26 protein-coding genes are annotated in these 23,091 nt (G+C 70.9%); 16 read left to right on the forward strand and 10 right to left on the reverse strand.

All coding sequences use genetic code 11. The annotated features are described in order from the left end of the window. Positions 1-8: 8 nt before the first annotated feature. On the reverse strand, positions 9-1,124 hold the full coding sequence (locus ACN26Y_RS14655) for a MerR family transcriptional regulator (RefSeq protein ID WP_155330808.1): 1,116 nt from the start codon (positions 1,122-1,124) through the stop codon (positions 9-11). Between the two features lie 175 nt (positions 1,125-1,299). On the opposite strand from ACN26Y_RS14655, the gene ACN26Y_RS14660 reads away from it, so the two are divergent. From ACN26Y_RS14660 to ACN26Y_RS14670, 3 genes are read left to right on the forward strand one after another with little or no spacing between them, the layout of a single operon-like run. Then, the gene (locus tag ACN26Y_RS14660; protein WP_155330809.1) at positions 1,300-2,001 is read left to right on the forward strand and encodes a hypothetical protein; all 702 of its coding nucleotides are present in this window, start codon (positions 1,300-1,302) and stop codon (positions 1,999-2,001) included. After that, a complete protein-coding gene (locus tag ACN26Y_RS14665; protein WP_422734831.1) occupies positions 1,998-2,363 on the forward strand; it encodes a transcriptional regulator in 366 nt (121 codons plus the stop codon). Before ACN26Y_RS14660 ends, ACN26Y_RS14665 begins: the two co-directional genes overlap by 4 nt. Then, entirely contained in the window at positions 2,360-2,593 is a 234-nt protein-coding gene (locus tag ACN26Y_RS14670) for a hypothetical protein (RefSeq protein ID WP_370463330.1), read from the forward strand. Before ACN26Y_RS14665 ends, ACN26Y_RS14670 begins: the two co-directional genes overlap by 4 nt. Here ACN26Y_RS14670 and ACN26Y_RS14675 read toward each other — a convergent pair. After that, entirely contained in the window at positions 2,522-3,127 is a 606-nt protein-coding gene (locus ACN26Y_RS14675; RefSeq protein ID WP_422734832.1) for an AAA family ATPase, read from the reverse strand. The two genes, ACN26Y_RS14670 and ACN26Y_RS14675, sit on opposite strands and share 72 nt — an antisense overlap. A gap of 172 nt (positions 3,128-3,299) precedes the next feature. Then, the gene (locus ACN26Y_RS14680; protein ID WP_155330812.1) at positions 3,300-3,797 is read right to left on the reverse strand and encodes a MarR family winged helix-turn-helix transcriptional regulator; all 498 of its coding nucleotides are present in this window, start codon (positions 3,795-3,797) and stop codon (positions 3,300-3,302) included. A gap of 31 nt (positions 3,798-3,828) precedes the next feature. Here ACN26Y_RS14680 and ACN26Y_RS14685 point away from each other — a divergent pair, with 31 nt between their 5' ends. After that, positions 3,829-4,905: a bifunctional NAD(P)H-dependent oxidoreductase/GNAT family N-acetyltransferase gene (locus ACN26Y_RS14685; RefSeq protein WP_155330813.1), complete on the forward strand. Its 1,077-nt coding sequence runs from the start codon at positions 3,829-3,831 to the stop codon at positions 4,903-4,905. 97 nt (positions 4,906-5,002) lie between these two features. Here ACN26Y_RS14685 and ACN26Y_RS14690 read toward each other — a convergent pair whose 3' ends face one another. After that, positions 5,003-5,971 (reverse strand): GNAT family N-acetyltransferase, encoded by a 969-nt coding sequence (locus tag ACN26Y_RS14690; RefSeq protein ID WP_155330814.1) that lies wholly within the window; start codon positions 5,969-5,971, stop codon positions 5,003-5,005. Between the two features lie 358 nt (positions 5,972-6,329). Between ACN26Y_RS14690 and ACN26Y_RS14695 the strand changes: the two genes are divergently transcribed. The 6 genes from ACN26Y_RS14695 (at position 6,330) to ACN26Y_RS14720 (ending at position 11,333) form a co-directional block, all read left to right on the forward strand. Beyond that, positions 6,330-7,514, forward strand: a complete 1,185-nt coding sequence (locus ACN26Y_RS14695; RefSeq protein ID WP_155330815.1) for an NAD(P)/FAD-dependent oxidoreductase — start codon at positions 6,330-6,332, stop codon at positions 7,512-7,514. Positions 7,515-7,649: 135 nt separating this feature from the next. Continuing rightward, a complete protein-coding gene (locus tag ACN26Y_RS14700; RefSeq protein ID WP_155330816.1) occupies positions 7,650-8,033 on the forward strand; it encodes a DoxX family protein in 384 nt (127 codons plus the stop codon). A gap of 74 nt (positions 8,034-8,107) precedes the next feature. Then, positions 8,108-9,001, forward strand: coding sequence for an RNA polymerase sigma-70 factor (locus ACN26Y_RS14705; protein WP_155330817.1), 894 nt, complete (start codon positions 8,108-8,110; stop codon positions 8,999-9,001). 239 nt (positions 9,002-9,240) lie between these two features. Next, positions 9,241-9,438, forward strand: coding sequence for a hypothetical protein (locus tag ACN26Y_RS14710; protein ID WP_155330818.1), 198 nt, complete (start codon positions 9,241-9,243; stop codon positions 9,436-9,438). A 207-nt stretch (positions 9,439-9,645) separates the two neighbouring features. Next, positions 9,646-10,587: an ATP-binding cassette domain-containing protein gene (locus ACN26Y_RS14715; RefSeq protein WP_155330819.1), complete on the forward strand. Its 942-nt coding sequence runs from the start codon at positions 9,646-9,648 to the stop codon at positions 10,585-10,587. Continuing rightward, complete coding sequence (locus tag ACN26Y_RS14720; protein ID WP_155330820.1) at positions 10,584-11,333, forward strand: ABC transporter permease; 750 nt, start codon at positions 10,584-10,586, stop codon at positions 11,331-11,333. The genes ACN26Y_RS14715 and ACN26Y_RS14720 overlap by 4 nt, the downstream gene beginning before the upstream one ends. Here the strand turns inward: ACN26Y_RS14720 and ACN26Y_RS14725 are convergent. The 3 genes from ACN26Y_RS14725 to ACN26Y_RS14735 form a co-directional block, all read right to left on the reverse strand. Then, a complete protein-coding gene (locus tag ACN26Y_RS14725) occupies positions 11,317-14,454 on the reverse strand; it encodes a BTAD domain-containing putative transcriptional regulator (RefSeq protein ID WP_155330821.1) in 3,138 nt (1,045 codons plus the stop codon). The two genes, ACN26Y_RS14720 and ACN26Y_RS14725, sit on opposite strands and share 17 nt — an antisense overlap. A gap of 109 nt (positions 14,455-14,563) precedes the next feature. Beyond that, positions 14,564-15,646 carry a hypothetical protein gene (locus ACN26Y_RS14730; protein ID WP_422734834.1) on the reverse strand — a complete coding sequence of 361 codons (1,083 nt, stop codon included), beginning with the start codon at positions 15,644-15,646 and terminating at the stop codon, positions 14,564-14,566. Next, the gene (locus tag ACN26Y_RS14735) at positions 15,643-16,209 is read right to left on the reverse strand and encodes an RNA polymerase sigma factor (RefSeq protein ID WP_155330823.1); all 567 of its coding nucleotides are present in this window, start codon (positions 16,207-16,209) and stop codon (positions 15,643-15,645) included. The genes ACN26Y_RS14730 and ACN26Y_RS14735 overlap by 4 nt, the downstream gene beginning before the upstream one ends. Before the next feature lie 145 nt (positions 16,210-16,354). Between ACN26Y_RS14735 and ACN26Y_RS14740 the strand changes: the two genes are divergently transcribed. The 3 genes from ACN26Y_RS14740 to katG all read left to right on the forward strand — a co-directional run bounded on the left by ACN26Y_RS14740 (position 16,355) and on the right by katG (position 19,426). After that, positions 16,355-16,633, forward strand: a complete 279-nt coding sequence (locus ACN26Y_RS14740) for a hypothetical protein (protein WP_155330824.1) — start codon at positions 16,355-16,357, stop codon at positions 16,631-16,633. A gap of 92 nt (positions 16,634-16,725) precedes the next feature. Then, positions 16,726-17,145: a Fur family transcriptional regulator gene (locus ACN26Y_RS14745; protein WP_155334091.1), complete on the forward strand. Its 420-nt coding sequence runs from the start codon at positions 16,726-16,728 to the stop codon at positions 17,143-17,145. A 49-nt stretch (positions 17,146-17,194) separates the two neighbouring features. Continuing rightward, entirely contained in the window at positions 17,195-19,426 is a 2,232-nt protein-coding gene (katG, locus tag ACN26Y_RS14750) for a catalase/peroxidase HPI (RefSeq protein ID WP_422734835.1), read from the forward strand. Positions 19,427-19,480: 54 nt separating this feature from the next. Here the strand turns inward: katG and ACN26Y_RS14755 are convergent, their stop codons facing one another. Continuing rightward, positions 19,481-20,071, reverse strand: coding sequence for a helix-turn-helix domain-containing protein (locus ACN26Y_RS14755; protein WP_155330826.1), 591 nt, complete (start codon positions 20,069-20,071; stop codon positions 19,481-19,483). 80 nt (positions 20,072-20,151) lie between these two features. Between ACN26Y_RS14755 and ACN26Y_RS14760 the strand changes: the two genes are divergently transcribed. After that, positions 20,152-21,171, forward strand: a complete 1,020-nt coding sequence (locus tag ACN26Y_RS14760) for an NAD(P)/FAD-dependent oxidoreductase (protein ID WP_155330827.1) — start codon at positions 20,152-20,154, stop codon at positions 21,169-21,171. Between the two features lie 61 nt (positions 21,172-21,232). Then, positions 21,233-21,787 (forward strand): Uma2 family endonuclease, encoded by a 555-nt coding sequence (locus ACN26Y_RS14765; protein ID WP_155330828.1) that lies wholly within the window; start codon positions 21,233-21,235, stop codon positions 21,785-21,787. Between the two features lie 79 nt (positions 21,788-21,866). Here the strand turns inward: ACN26Y_RS14765 and ACN26Y_RS14770 are convergent, their stop codons facing one another. Next, entirely contained in the window at positions 21,867-22,121 is a 255-nt protein-coding gene (locus tag ACN26Y_RS14770) for a hypothetical protein (protein WP_155330829.1), read from the reverse strand. 4 nt (positions 22,122-22,125) lie between these two features. Beyond that, complete coding sequence (locus ACN26Y_RS14775; RefSeq protein WP_155330830.1) at positions 22,126-22,368, reverse strand: hypothetical protein; 243 nt, start codon at positions 22,366-22,368, stop codon at positions 22,126-22,128. Between the two features lie 516 nt (positions 22,369-22,884). Here ACN26Y_RS14775 and ACN26Y_RS14780 point away from each other — a divergent pair. Next, a complete protein-coding gene (locus tag ACN26Y_RS14780) occupies positions 22,885-23,049 on the forward strand; it encodes a hypothetical protein (protein WP_155330831.1) in 165 nt (54 codons plus the stop codon). Positions 23,050-23,091 lie beyond the last annotated feature (42 nt).

Below are 23,091 nucleotides of genomic sequence, written 5' to 3' on the forward strand. Positions count from 1 at the left end.
CCACTGGTTCAGGCTACGAGCAGGCGGAGACCAAGCTCTGCCGTGTCGAGGGCGACGAGGTCGCGGTTGCGCTCGGCCCACCGGCCTGAGGAAAGGTCTCCGCGGAGTGTGCTGACTGCCCGTTGCTCAGCCTGCGGTCCGACTCTGGTCCAGACCGAAACCGCGCGGCGTACCTGTTCGTCCAGGTACGCCTCAGGCCGGCGCCAGTGTGCCTCGAAGAAGCCGTCAGCGCAGTCCCACGGGACGAGCACCGGCTCCGCGCGTCCTCCGATTGCGCGGGTCAGGTCGGCGAGGGACGGCCAGCCGACGAGGAGGTCTGCGAACTCAGGTAAGTAGTCGCGGGTGAGCCAGAACCGCTGACGCCAGCCGGTGTCATCGGCGTCGTACGTGAACACCACCACGCGGCGGGCCACCCGCCGCATTTCACGCAGCCCGGCGACCGGGTCCGGCCAGTGATGGACGGTGCTGACCGCCATCGCGGCGTCGAAGGACTGGTCCTCGAACGGCAGGCTCTCCGCGGCGGCGGCGACGCACGGCGCCGCACCTACGGGACGCTGCGCCCGCATGACCGCTGACGGTTCAACCGCCGTGACGTCGCGGTCGGGTGGTTCGTAGGAGCCGGTGCCAGCCCCGACGTTCAGCACCGTACGTGCGTCCCCCAGTGCGTCCCAGATGCGCGCGGCGATCCGTGGCTCGGTTCGCCGGGTCGCTGGGTAAGCGGATCCGATGGCGTCGTACAACTGCGCGCCGAACACCTTCAGCTGTTCCTCTGGTGTCGTCCTGATTCCCACTGCACGTGCCTCCAGTTCCCTGTCTATGGCCGTCACCATGGCAGCAGCGCGGTCGCGCTGGTCCATCAGCAGGCCGCGCAGTCGGCGCAGGTGCGCGACCGCGTCGGTGGTCGGGTCGTCAACCAGATCCGCGATCTCCCGCAATCCGAAGCCGAGCCGCCGGTAGGCGAGCACCTCCCGGAGTCGCTCCACGTCGTCCGCGGAGTAGGCCCGGTGCCCAGCCGCGGTCCGCGTGGACGGCTCCAGGAGGCCGATCTCGTCATAGTGATGCAGTGTGCGGACGCTGACGCCGGCCAACCCCGCCACACGCCCCACGGTCAGGTGCTCCTCCACGCCACCGACTATGTGGCATGACGCCGCGTGAGGAGCAAGCGCTTCGCTGCTGGCATGACCGATTCGCGGATCGGATCAGTCGGGCGGCGCTGTGGCGGGCGACCAGCGCTGGGCCGGACCGCGCCGCCGCAAAGTGGCAGTAGCGCCAATAAGTTTGTTATGGAAACCTATTGGCATGACTTCAGACGCGGTTTCTGCCGGCGGTGATCCCCGCCGGCTGCTGGCCGATGCGCGCGACCTCGCGCGCCGGGTTCGTCTTGCCCAGCGGGTGACGTGGTTGCCGCTGCTGGTGCTGGCCGTGGTGACGTTCGGGGCGATCCTGGTGTACCGGTTCAGCCAGCCGGTCCTCAGCGACTGCCAGGCGGTGCAGAACGGTCAGGTGGTGTGCAAGGGCTGGTACCAGGCCGCGCAGTTCTACTGGTGGGCGGCGCTGTTGCTGGCGTACGTGGTGATCGCCGGCGGGTACCTGCGGGTCGCCCGGGCCCGGGGACTGGGCACCCGGGTGCTGCCGTATGTGCTCACCGGCGTCGCGCTCGTCGCACTGTCCGCCGCCGCTACGGCGGTTCTGATCTACCTCGACCCGCTGACGTTCCCGGACGAGCCCTCCGCCGCTGTCCAGTTGCTGCTCCGGCTGCTCGATCCGACCGGCGCAATCGGGTTGGCCCTGCTGGCACTGGCCTGGCTGGAGCGGCGCGTCGCGCTGCTGTTGTTCGCTCTCGGATACCTGGCGGTGGTGCTGGTGCCGGTCGACTTCGGGTGGGGGGTCGGCTGGGGGCAACACTGGGCCTTCGCGCCGCAGCTCGTGATCAACGGCGGCCTGCTGCTGCTGGGCAGCGCCGGCTTCGCGCTGGCGTCACGGCTGCGGCGGCCCCGGTGACCGGCCCTGCCGACACCCCCGAGACGGACGAGGCCGGGACCCCGCATCCCGTCACCGGCCTCGACGACGTGGTGCACCAGCGGGTACGGCTGGGCATCCTCACCATCGCCCACGAGGCACGCCGGGTCGAGTTCGGCTACCTGCGCACCCAACTGGAGCTAACCGCCGGCAACCTCTCCCAGCACCTGAGCGTGCTGGAGACGGCCGGCCTGATCGAGGTCGAGAAGGGCTACACCGGACGGCGCGGCCGAACCTGGATCACCCTCACCGCCGCCGGCCGCACCGCCCTCGCCGACGAGATCGGCCGACTGAAGCTGCTCATCGCACGGGTCGAAACCACCGCCACCCCGGAGGACCGATGACCACCGCACTGACCCGCCGACACCTGCTTGCAGCCACGCTCGCAACCGGCATCGTCGGGATGAGCGACGAGGACCTCGCCGGCTGGGTCGGCACCCTCGACCCGGCGCGGGCGGTGCGGATCCAGCAGGCGTACCCGCTCGCGTTCTTCGACCTGCACCTACGCCACCGGCGGCGGCGCCTGCTCGAAGGCCCGAACCCGGCCTTCCCGGAGGTGCGGTTCATCGCCTGACGCGACCGCCTGTTGAATCGCTGCCACGCGGACCGGTAGCGGAGCTGCCGGAACTTCGACGAGGTCGAATCCGACCTCGCGGTAGGCGAGTTCATGGACTCTCTCGAAGGCGAGCGAGTCGTGGAAGCTGATCCGACGAGCGGCGGTGGCCTGGACGAAACCCTGATGTCGTACGAAGAAGACTGTCTGCTCATACCAACGCTCACCCACCAGGCGCTCGACCTCTTCGAGCAGGTGACGCGGTGCCTTCAGATCGAGGTAGCGGCACAGTGCCAAGGTGCAGACCGGTGACCGGTCGAAGAACACGACGTCAGCGGCGTCCGTCTTGGCCGCGAGCTGTCTCTTCCGCTGGAGATTCAACACGCGGTCGGCGAAGCCGGGCTCTCGCCACGGCTCTGGCCGGCCGAGTGCCTGCCGCAGGGCGATGACGTCCGTCGCAGCCTCCTCGACCACGGCGTGGCCGTCGATCTCCAGCTGGCGCAGGATCGCTGTCTTGCCGGACCCTGGGGCGCCGGTGAGGATGTAGGCGGGCATGGGTTCTCCGATAACCGGACATGCGGGAAGCAACTGCAGGACTGCTGATCGATCCGACGCCAAACGGCGAAGCGGTTGCGGCACCAGGTGCACCGAGAGTTGGACTCGATCGGCGCGGCGCCACCGGCAGGCTATCGCAGCGGCAGCGCCACGTAAAAGTGCGAGGTGGCGGTCATCCGGCCCGTCGGGCGGTCGATCGTCGCCGGTCGGGGGTTTCCTGCAGCCTCCGGGCGATCTGTTCGACGGCGACGAGGTCCTCCGGGGTGAGCCGGTCGATGAAGTGGTGTCGTACCGACTCGACGTGGGCCGGTGCGGCGTTGTCGAGTGTGTCCAGACCGTGCGCGGTGAGTACGAGAAGGCAGCCTCTGCCGTCGGTCGGGTCGGGTTCGCGCCGCAGGAGACCGCGCGCTTCCATCCGGGTGGCGTGCCGGGACAGCCGACTGCGTGACCAGCCCATCTTGTCGGCCTGTTCCCCCAGGGTGCTGGTGTGGTCGGGCCGCTCCGACAGCGTGCTGAGTACTTCGTAGTCGGGTTCGGAGAGGCCGATCGCGGCCAGGTCGCGCGCCGTGCCGGTCCGAACGGCGACCATCACGCGCAGGAATGCCCGCCACGCCCGCTCCTCGTCGGCGTTCAACCACCGCACGCTGCCGGCCGGCCGTCTCGTTGACATGTAATCAACCTAGCATCTAGGCTTCGTTTCCATGTCAACGAAACCGACGCGTGTCCTGGTGCTCACGTGCAGCACCCGCCCCGGCGCCCTCGGCCCCGCAGTGGGACAGTGGCTGATCGAGACGATCACCCCTTCTGCCGCCCGACTCGGCGTCGAGCTTGTGCCGGTGGCCCTCGGCGATCTGAACCTGCCGTTCCTGGACGAAGAGGAACACCCGTCGTCGGGTGTCTACCGGCATGAACACACACGTCGGTGGAGCGCGATCGTCGACGCGGCGGACGGGTTCATCGTGGTCACGCCGGAGTACAACTACGGGATGCCAGCGACCCTGAAGAACGCGCTGGACTACCTCAGCCGCGAATGGGCGTGGAAGCCGATCGGCTTCGTCAGCTACGGCAACACGTCGGCCGGCACCCGGTCGGTTCAGCACGCCAAGCAGGTGGTGACCACGCTGCGCCTGGTTCCGTTGGGCGCCACGGTCGCGATCCGCATCGGTGACGCGACGGAGAATGGTCGGCTGCGGCCCGACGCGGCCCGCGACACGGCGGGTGTCGGCCTGCTGCACGAACTGGTCCGGGTCGCCCACGCCCTGCGGCCGATGCGCGAGCGCGCACGAGCCGGGGCCCTGTCCGGACCGTTGCCAGGGTCCTACGCGAGACCGCTGACCCCTGACGACGCGGCCGAGGTCACTGTGCTGCAGCGGTGTTGCTGGGTGGACGAGGCCGTCGTCAACGACACCATGGCCATACCGGCCCTGCACGAGTCGCTGCAGGAGGTGCGTGACTGGCTGGCGGCCTGGCACACCACAGGCATCTGGCTGGACGGCCGGCTGCTGGGCATGGTGCGGGCCCGTCGCGTCGACACCGACTGGCACGTGGGCAGGCTCGCCGTCGTGCCCGACCTGCGCGGCCAGGGGCTGGGCCGATGGCTGCTGCGCACCGCCGAAGCCGCCGCCCAACCGGATTGCCGCCGCATCCTGCTGTACACCGGCGCCAAGAGCCTGCGGAACATCGACCTCTATCACAGCGAGGGGTACCGGTCGATGCCACTCGCCGGCCCTGACGGAACCGCCTGCCTCACCAAGGGCCTACCCGTTGGGCAGCGTTGACGCTGCCAATCCACGAACCCGGCCAGGCTAGGGGCGCGCTCATGCCGCTCTCCGCGCCGAGCCCGCAGCCGCTGACGGGCGTGACGGTCGCGGCCGGTCAGTAGCCGATCAGCCGGTGCAGCCGGAGGAACGTCTCGTCGAAGCCGAGCGCCGGCCAGGCCCGCGAGGAGAGCAGGTTGGTCACCCGCCAGTCGGTGACCACGCTGTCGAACCCGGCCGACACGGCCCAGTCGATGACGGCGGTGCCGAGGGCCCGTCCGGCGCCGGTGCCACGGGCGTGCGGGAAGACCGCCGCGAACCCGAGGAACCCGGCGTGGTCCGGGCGGGCCAGGCTCAGGTGCCCGCTCGAATTCTCCAGCGCGCAGCCGACGGCCGAGCCGATGACCCGGCCGTCCGACTCGGCCACGAAGGTGGCGTACGCGGGATTGTCGATGTCGACCGTCCACTCGGCGAGGGCCTCCTCCAACGTGCCCACCCGGCCGGCGGAGAAGGTCGGGGACCGACCGTGATGCAGGGGCAACTCGAGTTCGAGTTGGGCGAGCGCGGGGATGTCGGCCCGGGCCGCCCGACGCACCGACAGCCCGGCCGGCGTACCCGTCCCCGGCCGGGCGGCGGGCCGGATGGCGTGCGCGTGCTGCTGGCCGAAGCCCAGGCGGAACCAGGCCCGCACCAGTTCCGCGTCGTGCGCCGGCACGACGACGTAGTGCGCCGTGCGACCCTCGTCGACCCACCGGGCGGCGGCGACCGCGTACAGGTCGCGCATCACCTCGGGGTCGGTGACCGCGAGTCCGGCGGCCTCCACCCAGATGTTCGGCCCCCACAGCGGTGACGGCTTCGGGGCGCCGAGGACGAAGCCCACCGGGACGCCGGCGCGGTACGCGACCGCTCCTGACGCGTCCGGCGTCTCGTACGCTGCGGTCAGCTCCGCCAGCGCAACAGCGGTGTCCTCGAACCGGGCGGACAGCAGCGGCTGGGCGACGCGGTGCCGACGGTGCCGGTCGGCCAGCAACGAGCCGCAGGCAGCCAGATCGGCGGCCGTGAACGGCCGTAGCTCTGTCCGGGACATGGCCGGCACGCTACGCACCATCGGCGCCGAGGTCATCCGGGTTTTCGGCGGCCAACATGATGCGCCGAACGCCCAACGTGTTCGCACGTCCCTCGATCGACCGGGATGACGGCGTCAAGGTTGGCGGCTTCCTGGGCGAGCGACCACTTCGCGGTGCTCGCGGATCTGCGCCTTCCGCCGCACCCACCGGGTACCTGGACGCAGATCCGCTAGCGGACCGCATTCAGCCCGCAAGCCGGTGGCGGGCAGCGGGGGAAGGGTGCGAGCCGCGCCTGTGGAGTGGCCTGCCTCACACGCTGTCAGGACGATCGGTCACGCGGTGTCTTGAGGCCGAACCCCTGGAGACGGAGGAGCCACTATGACTGGGAACGTCGATGTGGTCGTGGCCGGCGGCGGGTACGCCGGTGTCATGGCGGCCAATCGCCTCACGCAGCGCGATGGCGTCACAGTGACCCTGGTCAACCCGCGCCCGACCTTCGTCGAGCGGATCCGCCTGCACCAACTGGTGGGCGGGTCCGACGACGCGGTCGTCGACTACCAGGAAGTCCTGGGCGAGGGCGTCCGGCTGGTGGTCGACACGGTGACCCGGATCGACGCGGCCGAGCGCAGCGTGACGTTGGCGGCCGGCGGCACGGTCGGCTACGACTACCTGATCTATGCGGTGGGCAGTGGCAGCGCCGACCCGGGCGTGCCCGGAGCGGCCGAGTTCGCCTACCCGATTGCCAGCCTGGAGGAGGCGCAGCGGCTGCGGCCGGTCGTCGACGCTCTACCGGGAACGGCCTCGGTGACGGTGGTCGGAGCCGGTCCGACGGGCATCGAGACCGCCGCCGAACTGGCGGAGGCTGGCCGTACCGTGACCCTGGTCTGCGGCGGGGTGCTCGGCCCGTACCTGCATCCTCGGGGGCGACGCTCGGTCGCCAAGCGGCTGGCCCGGCTCGGTGTGGCCGTGCTCGACGGCCCCGGCGCGAAGGTGACGGCCGTGACACGCGATGCCGTGCAGCTCGGTGACGGCCGCGAGTTGCCGAGCACGGTGACCGTCTGGACCGCCGGGTTCGGCGTGCCGGACCTGGCCGGCCGCAGCGGGCTGAGCACCGATGCGCTGGGCCGCCTGCTTACCGATGAGACGTTGACGAGCGTGGACGACGTGCGCATCGTCGCGGCCGGGGACTCGGCGGCACCGTCGGACCTGCCGTTCCGGATGAGCTGCCAGGCCGCGACGAGGATCGGCGCGCACGCCGCCGACACGGTGCTGGCCCGGATCGCGGGCGAGCAGCCGGCCCCCATCAACCTGGGGTTCTTCGGCCAGTGCATCAGCCTGGGGCGTCGCGCCGGAATCTTCCAGTTCGCCGCCAGGGACGACACCGCGAACGGGCTGTACGTCGGTGGCGGCCCGGGCGCGAAGCTCAAGGAGTTCGTCTGCAAGCACACCGTCAAGCATCTGGCGGACGAGGCACGCAAGCCCGGCTCGCTCACCTGGGTCAAGGACGACAAGCGCCAAGAGTTGCTGCGGGCCAGGCGTGGCGCGGCGCCGGCCACCCGCTGAACGGACAGCTGGGCCGCGCATCGGCGATCCCAGCTCGAACCGCCACCAACCACCGAGGGTGTCCCATTGGCGCTCCGCCCGTGCCGGATGGTCCCAGGACACCGGAGTCACCTACCCAAGGCAAGGAGGGACGGTATGAACCTCGCCCTGTGGATTGCCGCCGGACTGCTGGCAGCAGTCTCCCTGACCGGCGGGATCACCAAGACGTTCGTACCCAAGGAGAGACTGGCTGCGCTCAACGGCGGAGAGTGGACCGGACACGCCAGCGTCGGCTTCATCAAGACCATCGGGGTCCTCGAGCTCCTGGCCGCGGTTGGCCTGATCCTGCCGGCCGTGCTCGACATCGCACCGTTCATGGTGCCGGTGACTGCCGTCTGCTGGGTTCTGCTCATGGTCGGCGCGATGATCATCCATGGCCGTCTTGGTCAGTTCACGTTGGTAATGGTGAACCTGGGCTACGTTGCGCTCGCAGCCTTCATCGCGTGGGGCCGCTTCGGCCCTGAACCTTTCGCCAGCTGACGACGATGTGCCGTTGATGCCCGGTTAAAGGCCTCCGGCAACCAGGGCCACCCGCGAAGAAGAAGGGTCGAGACATGAGCCACGCCAGTGACCCGGCGACCGACACCTTCGTCGCCCACCGCAACCTGCTCTTCACCGTCGCGTACGAGATGCTCGGGTCGGCGGCCGACGCCGAAGACGTCCTGCAGGAAACCTGGCTACGGTGGATCAGGACCGACGCGGAGCACGTGCGCGACCAGCGGGCCTACCTGGTCCGGATCACCACCCGGCAGTCGCTCAACCGGCTGCGCACAATGAAGCGCCGCAAGGAGGCCTACGTCGGCCCCTGGCTGCCAGATCCGCTGCTCACCGCGCCGGACGTGGCCGAGGACGTCGAACTCGCCGAGAGCGTGTCGATGGGGCTCATGATCGTCCTGGAGACTCTGTCGCCGACCGAGCGGGCCGTCTTCGTGCTGCGCGAGGCCTTCGATGTCAGCTACGACGAGATCGCGGCCGCCGTCGGCAAGAGCTCCGCGGCCGTCCATCAGATCGCGCACCGCGCCCGCCAGCACGTCGATGCTCGCCGCCCCCGCCAGGTGGTCTCCGCGAGCGAGACCCGGGCAGCTCTGGAAGCGTTCCAGCGCGCGGTCGAAACCAGGGACCTGCAGGGCCTGCTCGACGTGCTCGCCCCGGACGTCGTTCTGGTGGGCGACGGCGGCGGCGTCAAGCAGGCCGCGCTGCGACCGATCGTCGGCGCTGAGAAGGTGGCCCGTATGTTCTTCGGCGGTCTGGGCAAGGTCGAAGGCACGCTCACCGGTGAACCGACCGTGGTCAACGGCAACCCGGCGCTCCTCGTACGCCTGGACGGCGAACTTGACGGGGTCATGGCGATCCGTGTCGAGGACGCCCGTATCACCGGCGTCTACTACGTCCGTAACCCGGAGAAGCTGACCCGCGTCGAATCCGTGACCCCGCTCACCCTGCGATGAGAACGGGTGCCGAGACAGCCACCCGCGAATCAGGTGCATCGCCGAGCCGAGCTGTTTCGGCGAGGGACACGTGTGGCAGACCCGGCTGTCGAAGCCGGCGGTCTGCCGCGTTCGACGGGCAGTGGCGCACGACACGGCGGTCGCGCGGTGCCGGCCGCCGCGATGGTGGCAACGGTGGCGGTAACGCCGCAACAATTGGTACCTGAGCAGCAACAACTGGTCTGGAGAGGGAGGGCGCCGTGCTTGAGGAGCGTGAGTCCGGGATGCGGTTCTCGGACGAGGAATTCGCGGCGCAGCGTGTCCAGCGGTTCGGCCGGTTGCCCGCCCAGATACGACCCGAGGATCACGTCGTACTGGTCGAATCCAGCGCTCGCCCCGGCCGGCCGGCGGCGGCTGGCAGCGATGATGAGTGGGTGCTGCGCAACCCGTGCTTCTGACCGCCGGCCAGATCTGGGCCACCGCCGGCCGTGGGACTGGTCCGGCGGTGGCCGCGGAGGCGCACGGAGGAACAACTCGCTGATTCCGGTACTTCCGGCCACACATGTGATGTGAGGTCTGCGGTCGTACCGCCGCCAGAAGCCGTGTCAGGGGCCGTGTCAGGGTCGTGTCAGGCGGGTGACAGGGCGGGTGCCCATGGTGGTCGCATGACAAGTTCAGCGATCGCGGTCACAGGACTGCGCAAGGCCTACAAGGACAAGGTCGTGCTCGACGGCATCGATCTGGAGGTCCGCGCCGGCACGATCTTCTCCCTGCTCGGTCCGAACGGGGCGGGCAAGACGACGACGGTGAACGTGTTGACCACGTTGGTGCGGGCCGACGGTGGGACGGTACGGGTCGCCGGACATGATGTCGCGACCCAGCCCAGGGCGGTGCGCGCGGCGATCGGGGTCACCGGTCAGTTCGCGGCGGTCGACGAGTTGCTGACCGGGCGGGAGAACCTGCAGCTGATGGTGGATCTGAGCCCGGTTCCCGCCCGGGACGGCAAGCGGGTCGTCACGGACCTGCTGGAGCGGTTCGACCTGGTGGAGTCGGCGCGGAAGCCGGTGTCCACCTATTCCGGGGGCATGCGGCGGAAGTTGGATCTGGCGATGACGCTCGTCGGCGACCCGCGGATCATCTTCCTCGACGAGCCGACGACGGGACTGGATCCGCGTAGCCGTCGCACGATGTGGTCGATCATCCGTGAGCTGGTGGCCGACGGTGTGACCGTCTTCCTCACCACCCAGTACCTCGAGGAGGCCGATCAGCTCGCCGACCGGATCGCGGTGCTCGATCAGGGCCGCCTGGTCGCCGAGGGCACCCCCGACGAGCTCAAGCGCCAGATTCCCGGGACGCACGTCCGGCTCCGGTTCACCACCGTCGCCGAACTCGACGCGGCCGCGCGGGTCCTCACCGAGGCCACGCGGGACGACGAGGCACTGGCCCTGCGGGTTCCCAGCGACGGCGGGACGAGGTCGCTGCGGGTCCTGCTGGACCGGCTCGACGAGTACGCGATCAGTGCCGACGGGCTGTCCGTGCAGACACCGGATCTCGATGACGTCTTCCTCGCCCTGACGGGCCGTACCACGGAGGTGGCCGCGAAATGAGCGCCAAGTCCCATCCGATCGTCATGCTGCGTCGCAACGTCACACACATCGCCCGGAATCCGACCTCGGTGTTCAACGCGGTCCTGATGCCGATCGTGATCATGTTGATGTTCGTGTACATGTTCGGAGACGCGTTCAACGTCGGTGTCGACTACATCGACTACGCGACACCCGGGCTGATGCTGCTGGCCGTCTGTTACGGGCTGGGGGCCACCGCGACGTCGGTGAACTCCGACATGACGAAGGGCATCATCAACCGGTTCAAGGTCATGCACGTCTCCCGCGGCGCGGTGTTGGCCGGTCACGTCATCGCCAGCGTGCTGACCAACCTGATCGCCATCGCGGCGCTCGTCGGGGTGGCCTTCCTGCTGGGATTCAGCCCGTCGGCGAGCGCCCTCGACTGGCTCGGCGCGATCGGCGTCATCGTGCTGCTCGCTTTCGCGGCCGGCTGGCTCACGGTCGCCCTGGGCCTGTCCGCGAAGTCGCCGGAAACGGCGGGTCTGGCCTCCGTGCCGCTGGTCATGCTGCCGTTCTTCAGCAGCGCGATCGTGCCGGCGGAGAAGATGGGGCCCGGGCTTCGGGAGTTCGCGGAGTACCAGCCCTTCACGCCGATCATCGAAACCCTGCGCGGGTTCCTCGCCGGCGCGCCCGCCACCGGTGACGTGATCCCCGCTCTCGCCTGGTGCGTCGGCATCGCTCTGGTCGGGTACCTGTGGGCGCGTTCCACCTTCAACAAGCGAGCGTGACCGCGACCAACTGACTCCAGCTGGTCGCAGTGCCTGCCAGCGCCGCCTCGGCGAACTTCGCTTCGCCGAGGCGGCGTCGCACTGTCTGCTCGATCCGGGCCAGGTCCGGGTGCGAGCGGTCCGGCAGTCCACGCACCGCAGCGCTCGCCGCGAGCAGCCGCGCGGCCTGCTCGGGCTGGTCGCGGCGCAGCGCCAGGTCCGCGACCCCCACGAGCACCTGTGCGATCAACGGTGCGTAACCGGCCTCGCGCGCCGCCTCGCAGGCCACCATGCGATGCGTACGGGCCTGGTCGACATCGTCGGTCAGGTAGCCCAGCAGGTCGTGGGTCCCCGCACGGATACCCGCCAGCTCCGCCTCGTCGCCCAGCAGCGCTGTCATGACTCCGAGTTGCTCGTACGCCTCCTCGGCGTCACCGCGCCAGCGCGCGAGCTCCGCCTTGGACAGCGCCAGTTCGGCCAGCGCACCCGGCCACGTGACCCGGTCCGCGAACCGTTGCGCCTCGGCGAGGGCGGCCACGCTGGCGTCCTCATCGCCCAACAACCAGTACAGCCGCGCCTGCCGCGACCGCATCCGGATGACGTCCTCGACGGCGCCGACCTCGGTGACGACCGCGATCGCCTCCTCGTAGTGCGCGCACGCCGCGGCGAACTCACCGCGTACGGCGATCAGCTCCGCCAGCTCGCTCAGGGCGAACGAGATCCCGAACCGTTCGCCGAGGGCCCGGAACTCGACGAGCGCCCGCTCGAAGTACGCGTCCACATCCCGCCCGTCCTGGCCGAGGATGATCCGCAGCTTGCCGAGGTGCAGCCGGGCCAGCGCGCGGACCCAGGGGTCCTCGTGGTCCAGCAGGGTCTCCCAGGCGGGCAGGAGCGCGTCCGGCTCCCGCACCATGCGTTCCAGCGGGACGACGAGCGCCATCCCCGGGTGGCTGCCTCGACTGCGCCGGCTGAGCCGGTACGCCTTGTGGATCCACTCCGCCGCGTGGTGTTCGTCGCCCGGCCCGGAGTTCAGGAACAGCACGACGAGCGCGTACACGGTGGCCCGGATCTCGTCGCTCACCTCGCCGGGCGTTGCGGTGGCCGCGGTGATCAGCTCCATGCCTTCGGTCCGGTGACCGCCGAGCCACCAGTACCAGCCGGCGGCCGCGGCCAGCCGCATCGCCGCGGGCGCCTCGCCGGCCGCGAGCGCGCCCCGCATCGCGGAACCGATGTTGTCGTGCTCGACCTCGAGGACGGCGAGCCAGTTCAGCTGTTCGGCGCGGCGAAGCTGCGGCTCCGCGGCCTCGGTGAGTTCGGTGAAGTAGGCGAGATGCGCGTGCCGCGCCAGGTCCGATTCCCCCGCCTCGGCGAGCCGGTGCGAGGCGTACTCCTTGATCGTGCCGAGCATCCGGTAACGCGGTGCGCCGTCGCCCTCGGCGACCAGCAGCGACTTCTCGGCCAGTGCGGTGAGCAGTTCGAGCACCTCCTCCGGCTCGACCGCGTCGCCGGCGCAGACCCGCTCGGCCGCTTCCAGGCTCGCCCCGCCCGAGAACACCGAGAGCCTGCGCAGGACCGTCCGTTCGGCGTCGGTCAGCAGCTCCCAGCTCCAGTCGACCACCGCGCGCAGCGTCCGGTGCCGGGGCAACGCGGTACGGCTGCCGCCGGTGAGCAGGCGGAACCGGTCGTCGAGCCGCTCGGCGAGCTGATCGATGGACATGGTGCGCAACCTGGCCGCGGCCAGTTCGATCGCCAGCGGCATCCCGTCCAGCGCCCGGCAGACCCGTGCCATCGTGGACAACGTGTGGGTGTCGACCGCGAGATCCCTGCGCACCGCGCTCGCCCGGTCCCGCAGCAACTGGACGGCGGGAGAGGACTCGATCTCGCCAGGCCCGGCGTCCCCCTTCGGCAACGCCAGCGGCTCGACCGGCCACAGCGCCTCACCGGTGATGCCGAGCGGTTCCCTGCTCGTCGCCAGGATCCGCAGCCGCCGGCACTCCCCGAGCAGTCGATGGGCGAACGCCGCCGCCGACTCGATCACGTGCTCGCAGTTGTCCAGGACCAGCAGCGCCTCCCGCTCGCGGATCGCGGCGATGAGCCGGTCGATCAGCTCCGTGCTCGGCGCCTCGCCGAGCAGAGCGTCCCGGAGGCCGAGACCGGCGAGCGTCGCCTGCACGACGTCTCCGTCGGTGCCGATGGCGGCGAGTTCCACCAGCCAGGCGCCGTCCGGCAGGTCGTCGAGCAGCCGGCGCGCGGTTTCCGTGGCCAGCCTGGTCTTTCCCGAGCCGCCCGGCCCGATCAGGGTGGTGAGCCGGTGCCTGGCGACGAGTGCGCCGATCTCGGTGACAGCTCCGTCCTTGCCGACGAAGCTGCTCAGCTCGGCACGCAGGTTGGTCTTCCGGTTCTGCTCCCGCCGCCCCACCTCGCCCCGCAGCAGCGCGACGTGCAGTGCCGAGAGCTCCGGGGAGGGGTCGACGCCCAGCGCGTCGGCGAGGGCCTCGCTCGTGCGCTGGTACACGAGCAGCGCCTCGGTGTCGCGACCGGTCGCCGCGAGGGCACGCATCAGCGCGACGGCAAGCCGTTCGCGCACCGGGTGCGCGGCCACCAGGTCGGTCAGCTCCGGGACCAGTTCCGCACCGTGGCCGAGGCTGACCTCCAGGTCGAACCGATCCTCCATGGCCGTCAGGCGTAGCCTCTCCAGCCGGGTGGCCGCCGCGTCGAGCGCCGCACTGTCGGGCAGACCGACATCCTGCATGGCCGCACCGCGCCACAACGCGAGGGCCTCGCGGAGCCGCCGGGCCCGCTGCGGACCCGCGTCATCGCGGGCCTGGCCGACGAGGCGTTCGAACCGTACGGCGTCGACGGCGTCGGGGTCCACCGTCAACCGGTAGCCGTCCGGCTGCCCCTCGACCGCCCCTTCCGGCAGCGCCTTCCGCAGCCGGGAAACCAGGCGCTGCAAGGCGTTCGCCGCGTCGGAGGGCGGGTGTTCACCCCAGATCCAGTCGACGAGTGTCGCTTTGGGGACCACCTGGCCCGGTCTGAGCGCGAGGGCGATCAACAGCCCGCGCAGGCGGGCGCCCGGCACGTCGGCGGAGCCGCCGTCGTCCGTGCGAACCTCGAACGGCCCGAGCATCCCGATCTGCACCCGGCAGATCCTGCCACGGGCGGTCGGCAGGCCTCCAGACCAGGCGCTGGGCGCCGAGGATCAGTTGATCCTCGGCGCCCGGCCCGAACCTGCTCGGCGATCCGGGCGGTTACTCGCAGCCCAGGGCATCTTCGTACTGGGCGGGCGGGCTACCGGCGGCCACCTTGTCGGCGGTCTCCCAGAACACCTCCGGCCAGTCGCCCTCGTCGTTCATCTGGTGCAGCACCTTCCACTTGTGGCTGCTGCGCAACGCGTCCGCGGCCCGGCGGAGCGCGGCGTCGTCACCGGACTTTTTCGCCCGCAGCCATTCGGCGATCCATCCGCAGCCGATCCGGCTGGTCACCTTGGCGCCGAACTGGTAGGAGTCGTTGGTGCCGAGGTTGTTCAACGTGGCGGTGTCGAAGCCCGGAGGGAGCGGCACGTCGGCGAGCACCTTGGCCGCCTGCTCGTTCACCCGGTCGGGAGTGACGATCTCGGCCGGAAGCGCGGCGAGCCAGGTGCGGGCGTCGACGCGGACCACGTCGGCGAGAGCGCGATCGAACTCGCCACGGGTCCAGGCGCCCCCGGTACGCAGTTCGACGAAGGAACCGTCGCGGGGCCGGAGCATGACGGCGAAGTCGCTCGCGCTGTACCGGAACAGGTCGGCCGGCCAGCCGTCGACCTTCACCGCCTCCGGCTTGCTGACGTGGAGCCGATCCTTGTGGTAGCCGTCGTACTGGGCGGCCGGATACCAGTTCATCGCCAGGTGGCGTCCGCCGTTGCTGAACGCGATGGTGCCCTCCTTCTCGGCGAACCCGTAGACGGTGGTCGCCTTCCAGCCGGGCTGGTCGATCAGCAGCCGCGGGTTCTCCTCGGCCGCCTTGAGCACCATCGCGGAGTACGTGGCCGGGTCCCTCGCTTCGGAGGTGATCGGCGGGTTCGCCGGATGTCCGTCCGGCTGGTCACCTTCGATGATCGAGACCGCCAGGACGCCGGCGAGAAGGGTGGCCGCGACGCCTGCGCCGGCGAGGCCGCTCATCATGCCGCGGCGCGCCCGGGGGCGCCTGCCGGGTGGCTCGGCGACGGGTTCGAGGGTCGGCACGGACATGATCTCCTCCAGGAGGTTCTGTGCGGCCTCGTCGAGGTGCCGGATGACATCGGGTCGGTACGGGTCGGCGTCTCGGACCATCCGGTCGAGGTGTTCGTCGGTCATCTGCCCTCCTCTGAGCCGCGTGCTGCCATGACGTCGGGTACATGTCCGGTCGGGTCCAGGTCGTCACCGACGAGATCGCGCAATCGGGCCCGGGCCCGGGACAGCCGGGTACGGACCGCGGCAGGGTTCACCTGGAGAACCGCCGCGGCCTCGCGCGGCTCCAGGCCCTCCCAGAAGGTCAGCAGCAACACCTCCCGATCCAGATCGCCCAGCCGGGCCAGCGCGGCCTGGACCGTGAGCCGTTCGGGCACCTCGCTGCCCGGGTCGACGGCGACGGCGACCCTGAGTCGTTGCCGCAACCGATCGCCCAGCCGTTCCCGGCGCACCCCGCCGCGGTGGTGGTTGGCCAGCACCCGGCGGGCCACGCCGTACAGCCACAGCCGGGCCTCGGCCTCCGGCGGCATGTCACGGCTGCGCCGCCAGGCGACGAGGAAGGTCTCGGCCACCACGTCGGCCGCGTCCTCAGGCTGCTCGACACGCCGCATCGCGTACGCCAGCAGCGGCTCGAAGTTCATCGTGTAGACGCGGCGGAAGCGGTCCTCGTGTTCAGTCCCGGAACTCACGTCTACTCCATGTCCGGTCGAGCGCCCATCGTGACCCGATCCGACCACGACAGCTGCCTCTGCTGAAAGCGCTTCTTGATGGCGAACTGTGACGTGGTCGCGAGGGACGATGAGATGCGGTCGGGTCGGCGGAGAAGGAGCACGCATGTCGACGGAGCCGGAGCCGGGTCTTGTGCCGGAGCACCTGCGCATCCGGTACCGAGATGATCAACCGCCGATCGTGCTGACCATCGACGGGCAGGAGTTCCGGGTGCGTGAGCGTGCCGGAAAGCCCCGCACCTACGACTTCGACTGGCTCAACGGGCCGCACGAGTACGGCTTCGCGATCTCCGGCGGCTCGGCGATGACCCGGCCCGAGATGGAGGAGCACGTCCGGACGTTCCTGGCCATGATCGATCCCACCACCGGATACATCGAGGAGTAGGGCTGCGGGTGCCGCTGGCGGTGGCGTGACGTCCCACCCATAATCTTGACTCATTCCAGAAAAAGAGCAAGACTTCCGGCGTGGCCACGATCATGGACGTCCCGCGGATGCTGCGGAGGGCGGCGTTGCGCGTGACCCGTCCCCGAGTGGCGGTGCTGCACGCGGTGCACGCGCATCCGCACGCCGACACGGAATCGATCATCGCCGCCGTGCGCCGGGACCTGCCTGACGTGTCGCGCCAGGCGGTGTACGACGGCCTGCGCGCGCTGACCACCGCGGGCCTGGTGCGGCGCATCGAACCGTCCGGCTCGGTGGGCCGCTACGAGTCGCGGATCGGGGACAACCACCACCACCTGGTGTGCCGGTCCTGCGGTCTGATTGCCGACGTCGACTGCGCCGTCGGCGAGGCGCCCTGCCTGACCCCGTCCGACGACAGCGGCTTCTCGGTCGACGAGGCCGAGGTCGTCTACTGGGGCCGGTGCCCCGACTGTTCCGACGCTGGCAACTCCTGATCCCCCTGATACGGCACGTCACGGAAGGAATCCGTTGTCCGAGAACCCGATGTCCGAGAACCACGAGGCCGTCGTCCACGACGCGAGCGCGGGGAGCGAGTCGCGCTGCCCGGTGGCGCACGGACGCGCCCCCCACCCGACCCAGGGCGGCGGCAACCGCGGCTGGTGGCCGAACAGCATCAACCTGAAGATCCTCGCCAAGAACCCCGCCGAGCGGAACCCGCTCGACGGTGAGTTCGACTACGCCGAGGCGTTCACGGCCCTCGACCTCGCCGCCGTGAAGCGGGACATCGCGGAGGTCCTGACGACCTCGCAGGACTGGTGGCCGGCCGACTTCGGCCACTACGGCCCGCTGATGATCCGGATGGCGTGGCACAGCGCGGGCACGTACCGCATCAGCGACGGCCGCGGCGGCGCCGGCGCCGGCATGCAGCGCTTCGCGCCGCTCAACAGCTGGCCGGACAACGGGAACCTCGACAAGGCCCGGCGCCTGCTGTGGCCGGTCAAGAAGAAGTACGGCCAGAGCATCTCGTGGGCCGACCTGATGATCCTCGCCGGCAACGTCGCCCTGGAGTCGATGGGCTTCAAGACCTTCGGGTACGCCGGTGGCCGGCCGGACGTCTGGGAGCCCGAGGAGGACGTCTACTGGGGTCCCGAGACGACCTGGCTCGGCGACGACCGCTACACCGGCGACCGGGAACTCGAGAACCCGCTCGCCGCGGTCCAGATGGGCCTCATCTACGTCAACCCGGAGGGCCCGAACGGCAACCCGGACCCGCTCGCCTCGGCCCGCGACATTCGCGAGACGTTCCACCGCATGGGGATGAACGACGAGGAGACGGTCGCGCTGATCGCCGGCGGCCACACCTTCGGCAAGACCCACGGTGCGGGCCCGGCCGACCACGTCGGTGCCGAGCCCGAGGCCGCCCCGATCGAGGAGCAGGGCCTCGGCTGGCGGAACAGCTTCGGCACCGGCAAGGGCGCCGACACGATCACCAGTGGTCTCGAGGTCACCTGGACCTACCACCCGACCCGGTGGGACAACGAGTTCTTCCACATCCTCTTCGCCTACGACTGGGAACTGATGACGTCGCCGGCCGGCGCGCACCAGTGGCGGCCCCGCAACGGCGCGGGCACCGACATGGTGCCGGAGGCGCACGACCCGGCGAGGCGCCGCGAGCCGCGGATGCTGACCTCGGACCTGGCGCTCCGCTTCGACCCGGTCTACGAGCAGATCTCGCGACGGTTCCTCGAGAATCCGGACGAGTTCGCGGACGCCTTCGCCCGGGCCTGGTTCAAGCTGACCCACCGCGACATGGGCCCGATCCAGCGCTACCTCGGCCCGGAGGTTCCCACCGAGACACTGGTCTGGCAGGACCCGGTCCCGCCGGTGACGCACGAACTCGTCGACGCGCAGGACGTCGCGGCTCTCAAGGCGCAGGTCCTCGCCTCGGGGCTGACGGTGGCCCAGCTCGTCTCCACCGCGTGGGCGTCGGCCTCGACGTTCCGTGGCGGCGACAAGCGCGGCGGCGCCAACGGGGCGCGGATCCGCCTGGAGCCGCAGCACAGCTGGGAGGTCAACGACCCCGACCAGCTTGCGACGGTGCTGCGCACGCTGGAGGGCATCCAGCAGGCGTTCAACGCCGCGCAGACCGGCGGCAAGCAGATCTCGCTCGCCGACCTCATCGTGCTCGCCGGTGACGCCGCCGTCGAGCAGGCCGCCCGCGACGGCGGGGTCGACGTCGCGGTGCCCTTCACGCCGGGACGTACGGACGCCTCGCAGGAGCAGACCGACGTGGAGTCGTTCGCGGCGATGGAGCCGACCGCGGACGGGTTCCGCAACTACCTCGGCAAGGGCAACCGCCTGCCGGCCGAGTTCCTCCTGGTCGACAAGGCGAACCTGCTGACCCTGAGCGCGCCGGAGATGACGGTTCTCGTCGGCGGTCTCCGCGTCCTGGGTGCGAACTGGCAGCAGTCGCCGCTCGGTGTCCTCACCACGACCCCCGGTGCGCTGACCAACGACTTCTTCGTCAACCTCCTCGACCTGGGTACGACGTGGAAGGCGACGTCCGAGGACGCGAACACCTTCGAGGGGCGCGATCTCGCCACCGGCGCGGTCAAGTGGACCGGCAGCCGCGCCGACCTCGTCTTCGGGTCCAACTCGGAGCTGCGCGCCCTGGCCGAGGTCTACGCGGGCGACGACGCCCGCGAGAAGTTCGTCCGGGACTTCGTGGCGGCGTGGACCAAGGTCATGAACCTGGGCCGGTACGACCTGGCCTGATCCGGACGCCCGGGCCGGGCGGCGGTCACCAGGTGGTGGCCGCCGCCCGCGTCGTCATGACGACCCGGAACGGGATGTCGGGCGGGCGCGCAGGTGGGCGCGTTCGCCCTGGCGGCCGAAGAGGCTGAGGATCTCCACCGGTTCCGCGTCGGCGGCACCGAACCAGTGCGGCACCCGGGTGTCGAACTCGGCCGCCTCGCCCGGCGCGAGCACCAGGTCGTGCTCCCCGAGGACGAGCCGCAGCCGCCCGTTGAGGACGTAGAGCCACTCGTACCCCTCGTGGGTCTGCGGGTCCGGGGTCCCCTTGCGGGCCGGGATCACCAGCTTGTACGCCTGGATGCCGCCCGCCCGCCGGGTCAGCGGCAGCATCGTCATGCCGTGGTGGGTGACGGGGCGCAAATGGATGCGCGGGTCGCCGGTGGGCGGGGCGCCGACCAGCTCGTCGAGCGTGACGCCGTGGGCGCGGGCCAGGGGGAGCAGTAGTTCGAGGGTCGGGCGGCGGGCACCGGACTCCAGGCGGGAGAGGGTGCTCACCGAGATGCCGGTCTCCGTCGACAGGTCGGCCAGGGTGGTCTCGCGCTGCTTCCGCAGGGCGCGCAGCCGCGGGCCGACCGCGTCGAGGGCCTGGTCCAGATCACCGTCCATCCGGCAAGTTTGCCACAACGGCAACAACATTTGCTGGTACGGCCGCAGTCCGCGCATGGTTGGCGTGGGAGGTGGTCAGGATGACCGATCAGTTGAGCAGCGACTACGACGTGGTGGTGGTCGGCGGCGGCGCCGCCGGGTTGAACGGGGCGTTGATGCTCGCCCGGGCCCGCCGGTCGGTGGTGGTGATCGACGCCGGCGCCCCGCGTAACGCGCCGGCCGACGGGGTGCACGGGCTGCTCGCCCGCGAGGGCACGCCGCCGGCCGAACTGCTGGAGCGCGGCCGGGCCGAGGTGCGCGGGTACGGCGGTCACGTGGTGGCCGGCCAGGTCGACGCCGCGGCGCGCGACGGTGACGGGTTCGCCGTGACGCTCGCCGACGGGCGGTCGGTGCGGGCGCGCCGGCTGCTCGTGACCACCGGGCTGGTGGACGACCTGCCGGGCGTCGCCGGACTGCGGGAGCGGTGGGGCCGGGACGTGATCCACTGCCCGTACTGCCACGGCTGGGAGGTCCGCGACCGGGCCATCGGCGTGCTGGCCACCGGCCCGATGTCGGTGCACCAGGCGCTGCTGTTCCGCCAGTGGAGTGCCGACGTCACGTACTTCACGCACCTGTCCGCCGGCCCGGACGAGGAGCAGGCGGAACAGCTCGCCGCCCGCGACATCCGGGTGGTGACCGGTGCGGTCGCGGCCCTGCAGATCGTCGACGACCGGCTGACCGGCGTACGGCTCGCGGACGGAACGGTCGTCGAGCGGGACGCGCTGGCGGTCGGGGCGCGGATGGTCGCGCGGGCCGGACTCCTGGCCGGGCTCGGGCTGCGGCCGGTGGAGCACCCGAGCGGGATGGGCGAGCACGTCCCCGCCGACCCGACCGGGCGTACCGACGTACCCGGGGTGTGGGTGGCCGGGAACGTCACGGACCTGGCGGCGCAGGTGGGAGCCGCCGCGGCGGGCGGCGCCCTGGCGGCGGCGATGATCAACAGCGACCTGGTCGCGGAGGAGACCCGGCAGGCCGTCGACGCCCGGCGGCAGCGGTTCTCCGCCGGGTCCGAGGCGCGGGTGGCCGAACTGGTGGCCGGCGACCGCCGCCACGGGCTGTGAACAAGGGACGCCGGCGTGGCTGAGCGATCGGCCGGAGGGGTACGGCGCCTAGGATGAGCCCATGAGCGCAGAGGCCGTCGGCAGGCACATGCCCGCTGTCGTGACGCTCGAGGATCTGGCCGCCATGAACGCCGCCGATCCCAACGGTCACCGGTACGAGACGAGCCCCGAGGGGGTGCTGTCGGTCATGCCGCCGCCGGACTCGGAGCACGCGATGATCGCCAGTCGGCTGATGGCGTGGCTCATCATCGCCGGGTGGCCCGCCGAGCAGGTTCTCCAGGCCGCCGGCCTCCGGGTGCCCGGCCCCGACGGGGTCGGCGGCCGCATCCCTGACCTCACCGTGTGGCGCAAGCCGCCGCCGCGGAGCGTCTGGTCCGTCGCGGCGGACGTCGCGCTGGTGGTCGAGATCGTCTCGCCGGGCTCCGAGGCGATCGACTCGGTCACCAAGGTCCGGGAGTACGCCGCCGCCGGCATTCCCCGCTACTGGATGGTGGACCGCGACAGCGGGCAGACCGTCACCCTGTATCGGCTGTCGGAGCGCGGCGACTACGAGGAGCAGGCCAGAATGCCGCTGGCCTGGTTGCTCCAGACGGCCCCGGCCGAGCACCTCGACTAGCAGGCGGCGGTGGCGGGACCGGTGTGGGCGGACGGCCGGGGCAGTTCGGGGAACTGCGACGCACTGAGCGCCGCCGGACTCACTCCGCTTCGACGCCGCCAGCCCGCAGGATCTGGCGGACCCGCTCGCGGGTGTATCCGGTGACCCGGACGATGTCGACTTGCCGCATTCCGTCACGAGCGGCGTCGACAATTGCCTCGGCGAACCGCGAACGGGCCTCGGCCACGTCGTTCCTCGCGTTCGTGACGAGCTGCTCCGCCCGGGCCTGGGCGTCCATAACGGCAGCCCGCGCCTCTTCGTAGGCCCGGACCGCAGCCGCCAGGTCGTCCGTCACGCGATCAATCGGGCTCGACGCCGGCTTGCCGCAGGAGTGTGCGGATCCATTCGCGGGAGAGTCCGGTCGTGGCGACCAGGTCCCGCATGCGGGTTCCGCGCCTGGCCTCGGCGACGATCGCGGTGGCAAGGTCCCGGCGAGCCTGGCGCAGAGTGTCCTGGCTCGTGCGCACCTGCTCCTTGGCGCTCTCGACGGCATCCTGTGCCGCGCGGTAGGCGGCGGTCGCGGAAGCCAAGTCCTGTGCCACGGCGTCAGCGTGACACACAGCCGATCTTGGCCAACTCTGAGCTGGGAAACTGGCCAGCAATGGCTTTAGTTATTGGCCATCATGAAGTAGCGTTACCGGCATTCAGCCGGCCGTGGGTTCCCACGCTCCGAGAACCGGCCGGATCCGGGATCGACTGAGGGAGGCGGCCCGTGTCCAGCCCACCCCAAGCTCTGCCCACACTCCCTGGCTGCGGGCGGCCGGCGGACGTCCGGATCGAGGTCTACGGGGGCGACAGCCTGGATGCGTCCCTCTACGTCTGCCGGCAGCACGTGACGTCGGGTGCGGCGGCGCTCGACGCGTACGGCTGGCGGGCGGAACCGGCCGCCGTCCGTCCGCTCGTGACGAGGCCGTGCGGGTACGCGTACCGCTATCCCACCGGCCGGCTCGCGGACCTCGCCCATCCGCACTGGTGCGACCGGCGAGATTGCCTCGCACCGGCACCGGTCGCTCCGCCTGCCGGTCACCGGTGGGCGGCCGGAGGCGGCCGTCGCCGAGGTGTCGCTGACGCAGGGGCTGACGGCCGGGCTGGAACCGGTGATCGCGCTGGCCGTGGTCGACGCGGGCAGCCACGAGGTGACGCTGTCGCTGGGGCAGGGGCGTGTGCTGTCGTCCCAAATGCGGCGGCTGCTCGACCTCACCAGCCGGCGTCGGGGCGACTGAGGCGGGGCGAGGCGTCGCAGGGCGGCTCCGCAGGGCGGGGGC

Source organism: Micromonospora sp. WMMD558 (assembly GCF_049315255.1).
GTDB lineage: Bacteria > Actinomycetota > Actinomycetes > Mycobacteriales > Micromonosporaceae > Micromonospora.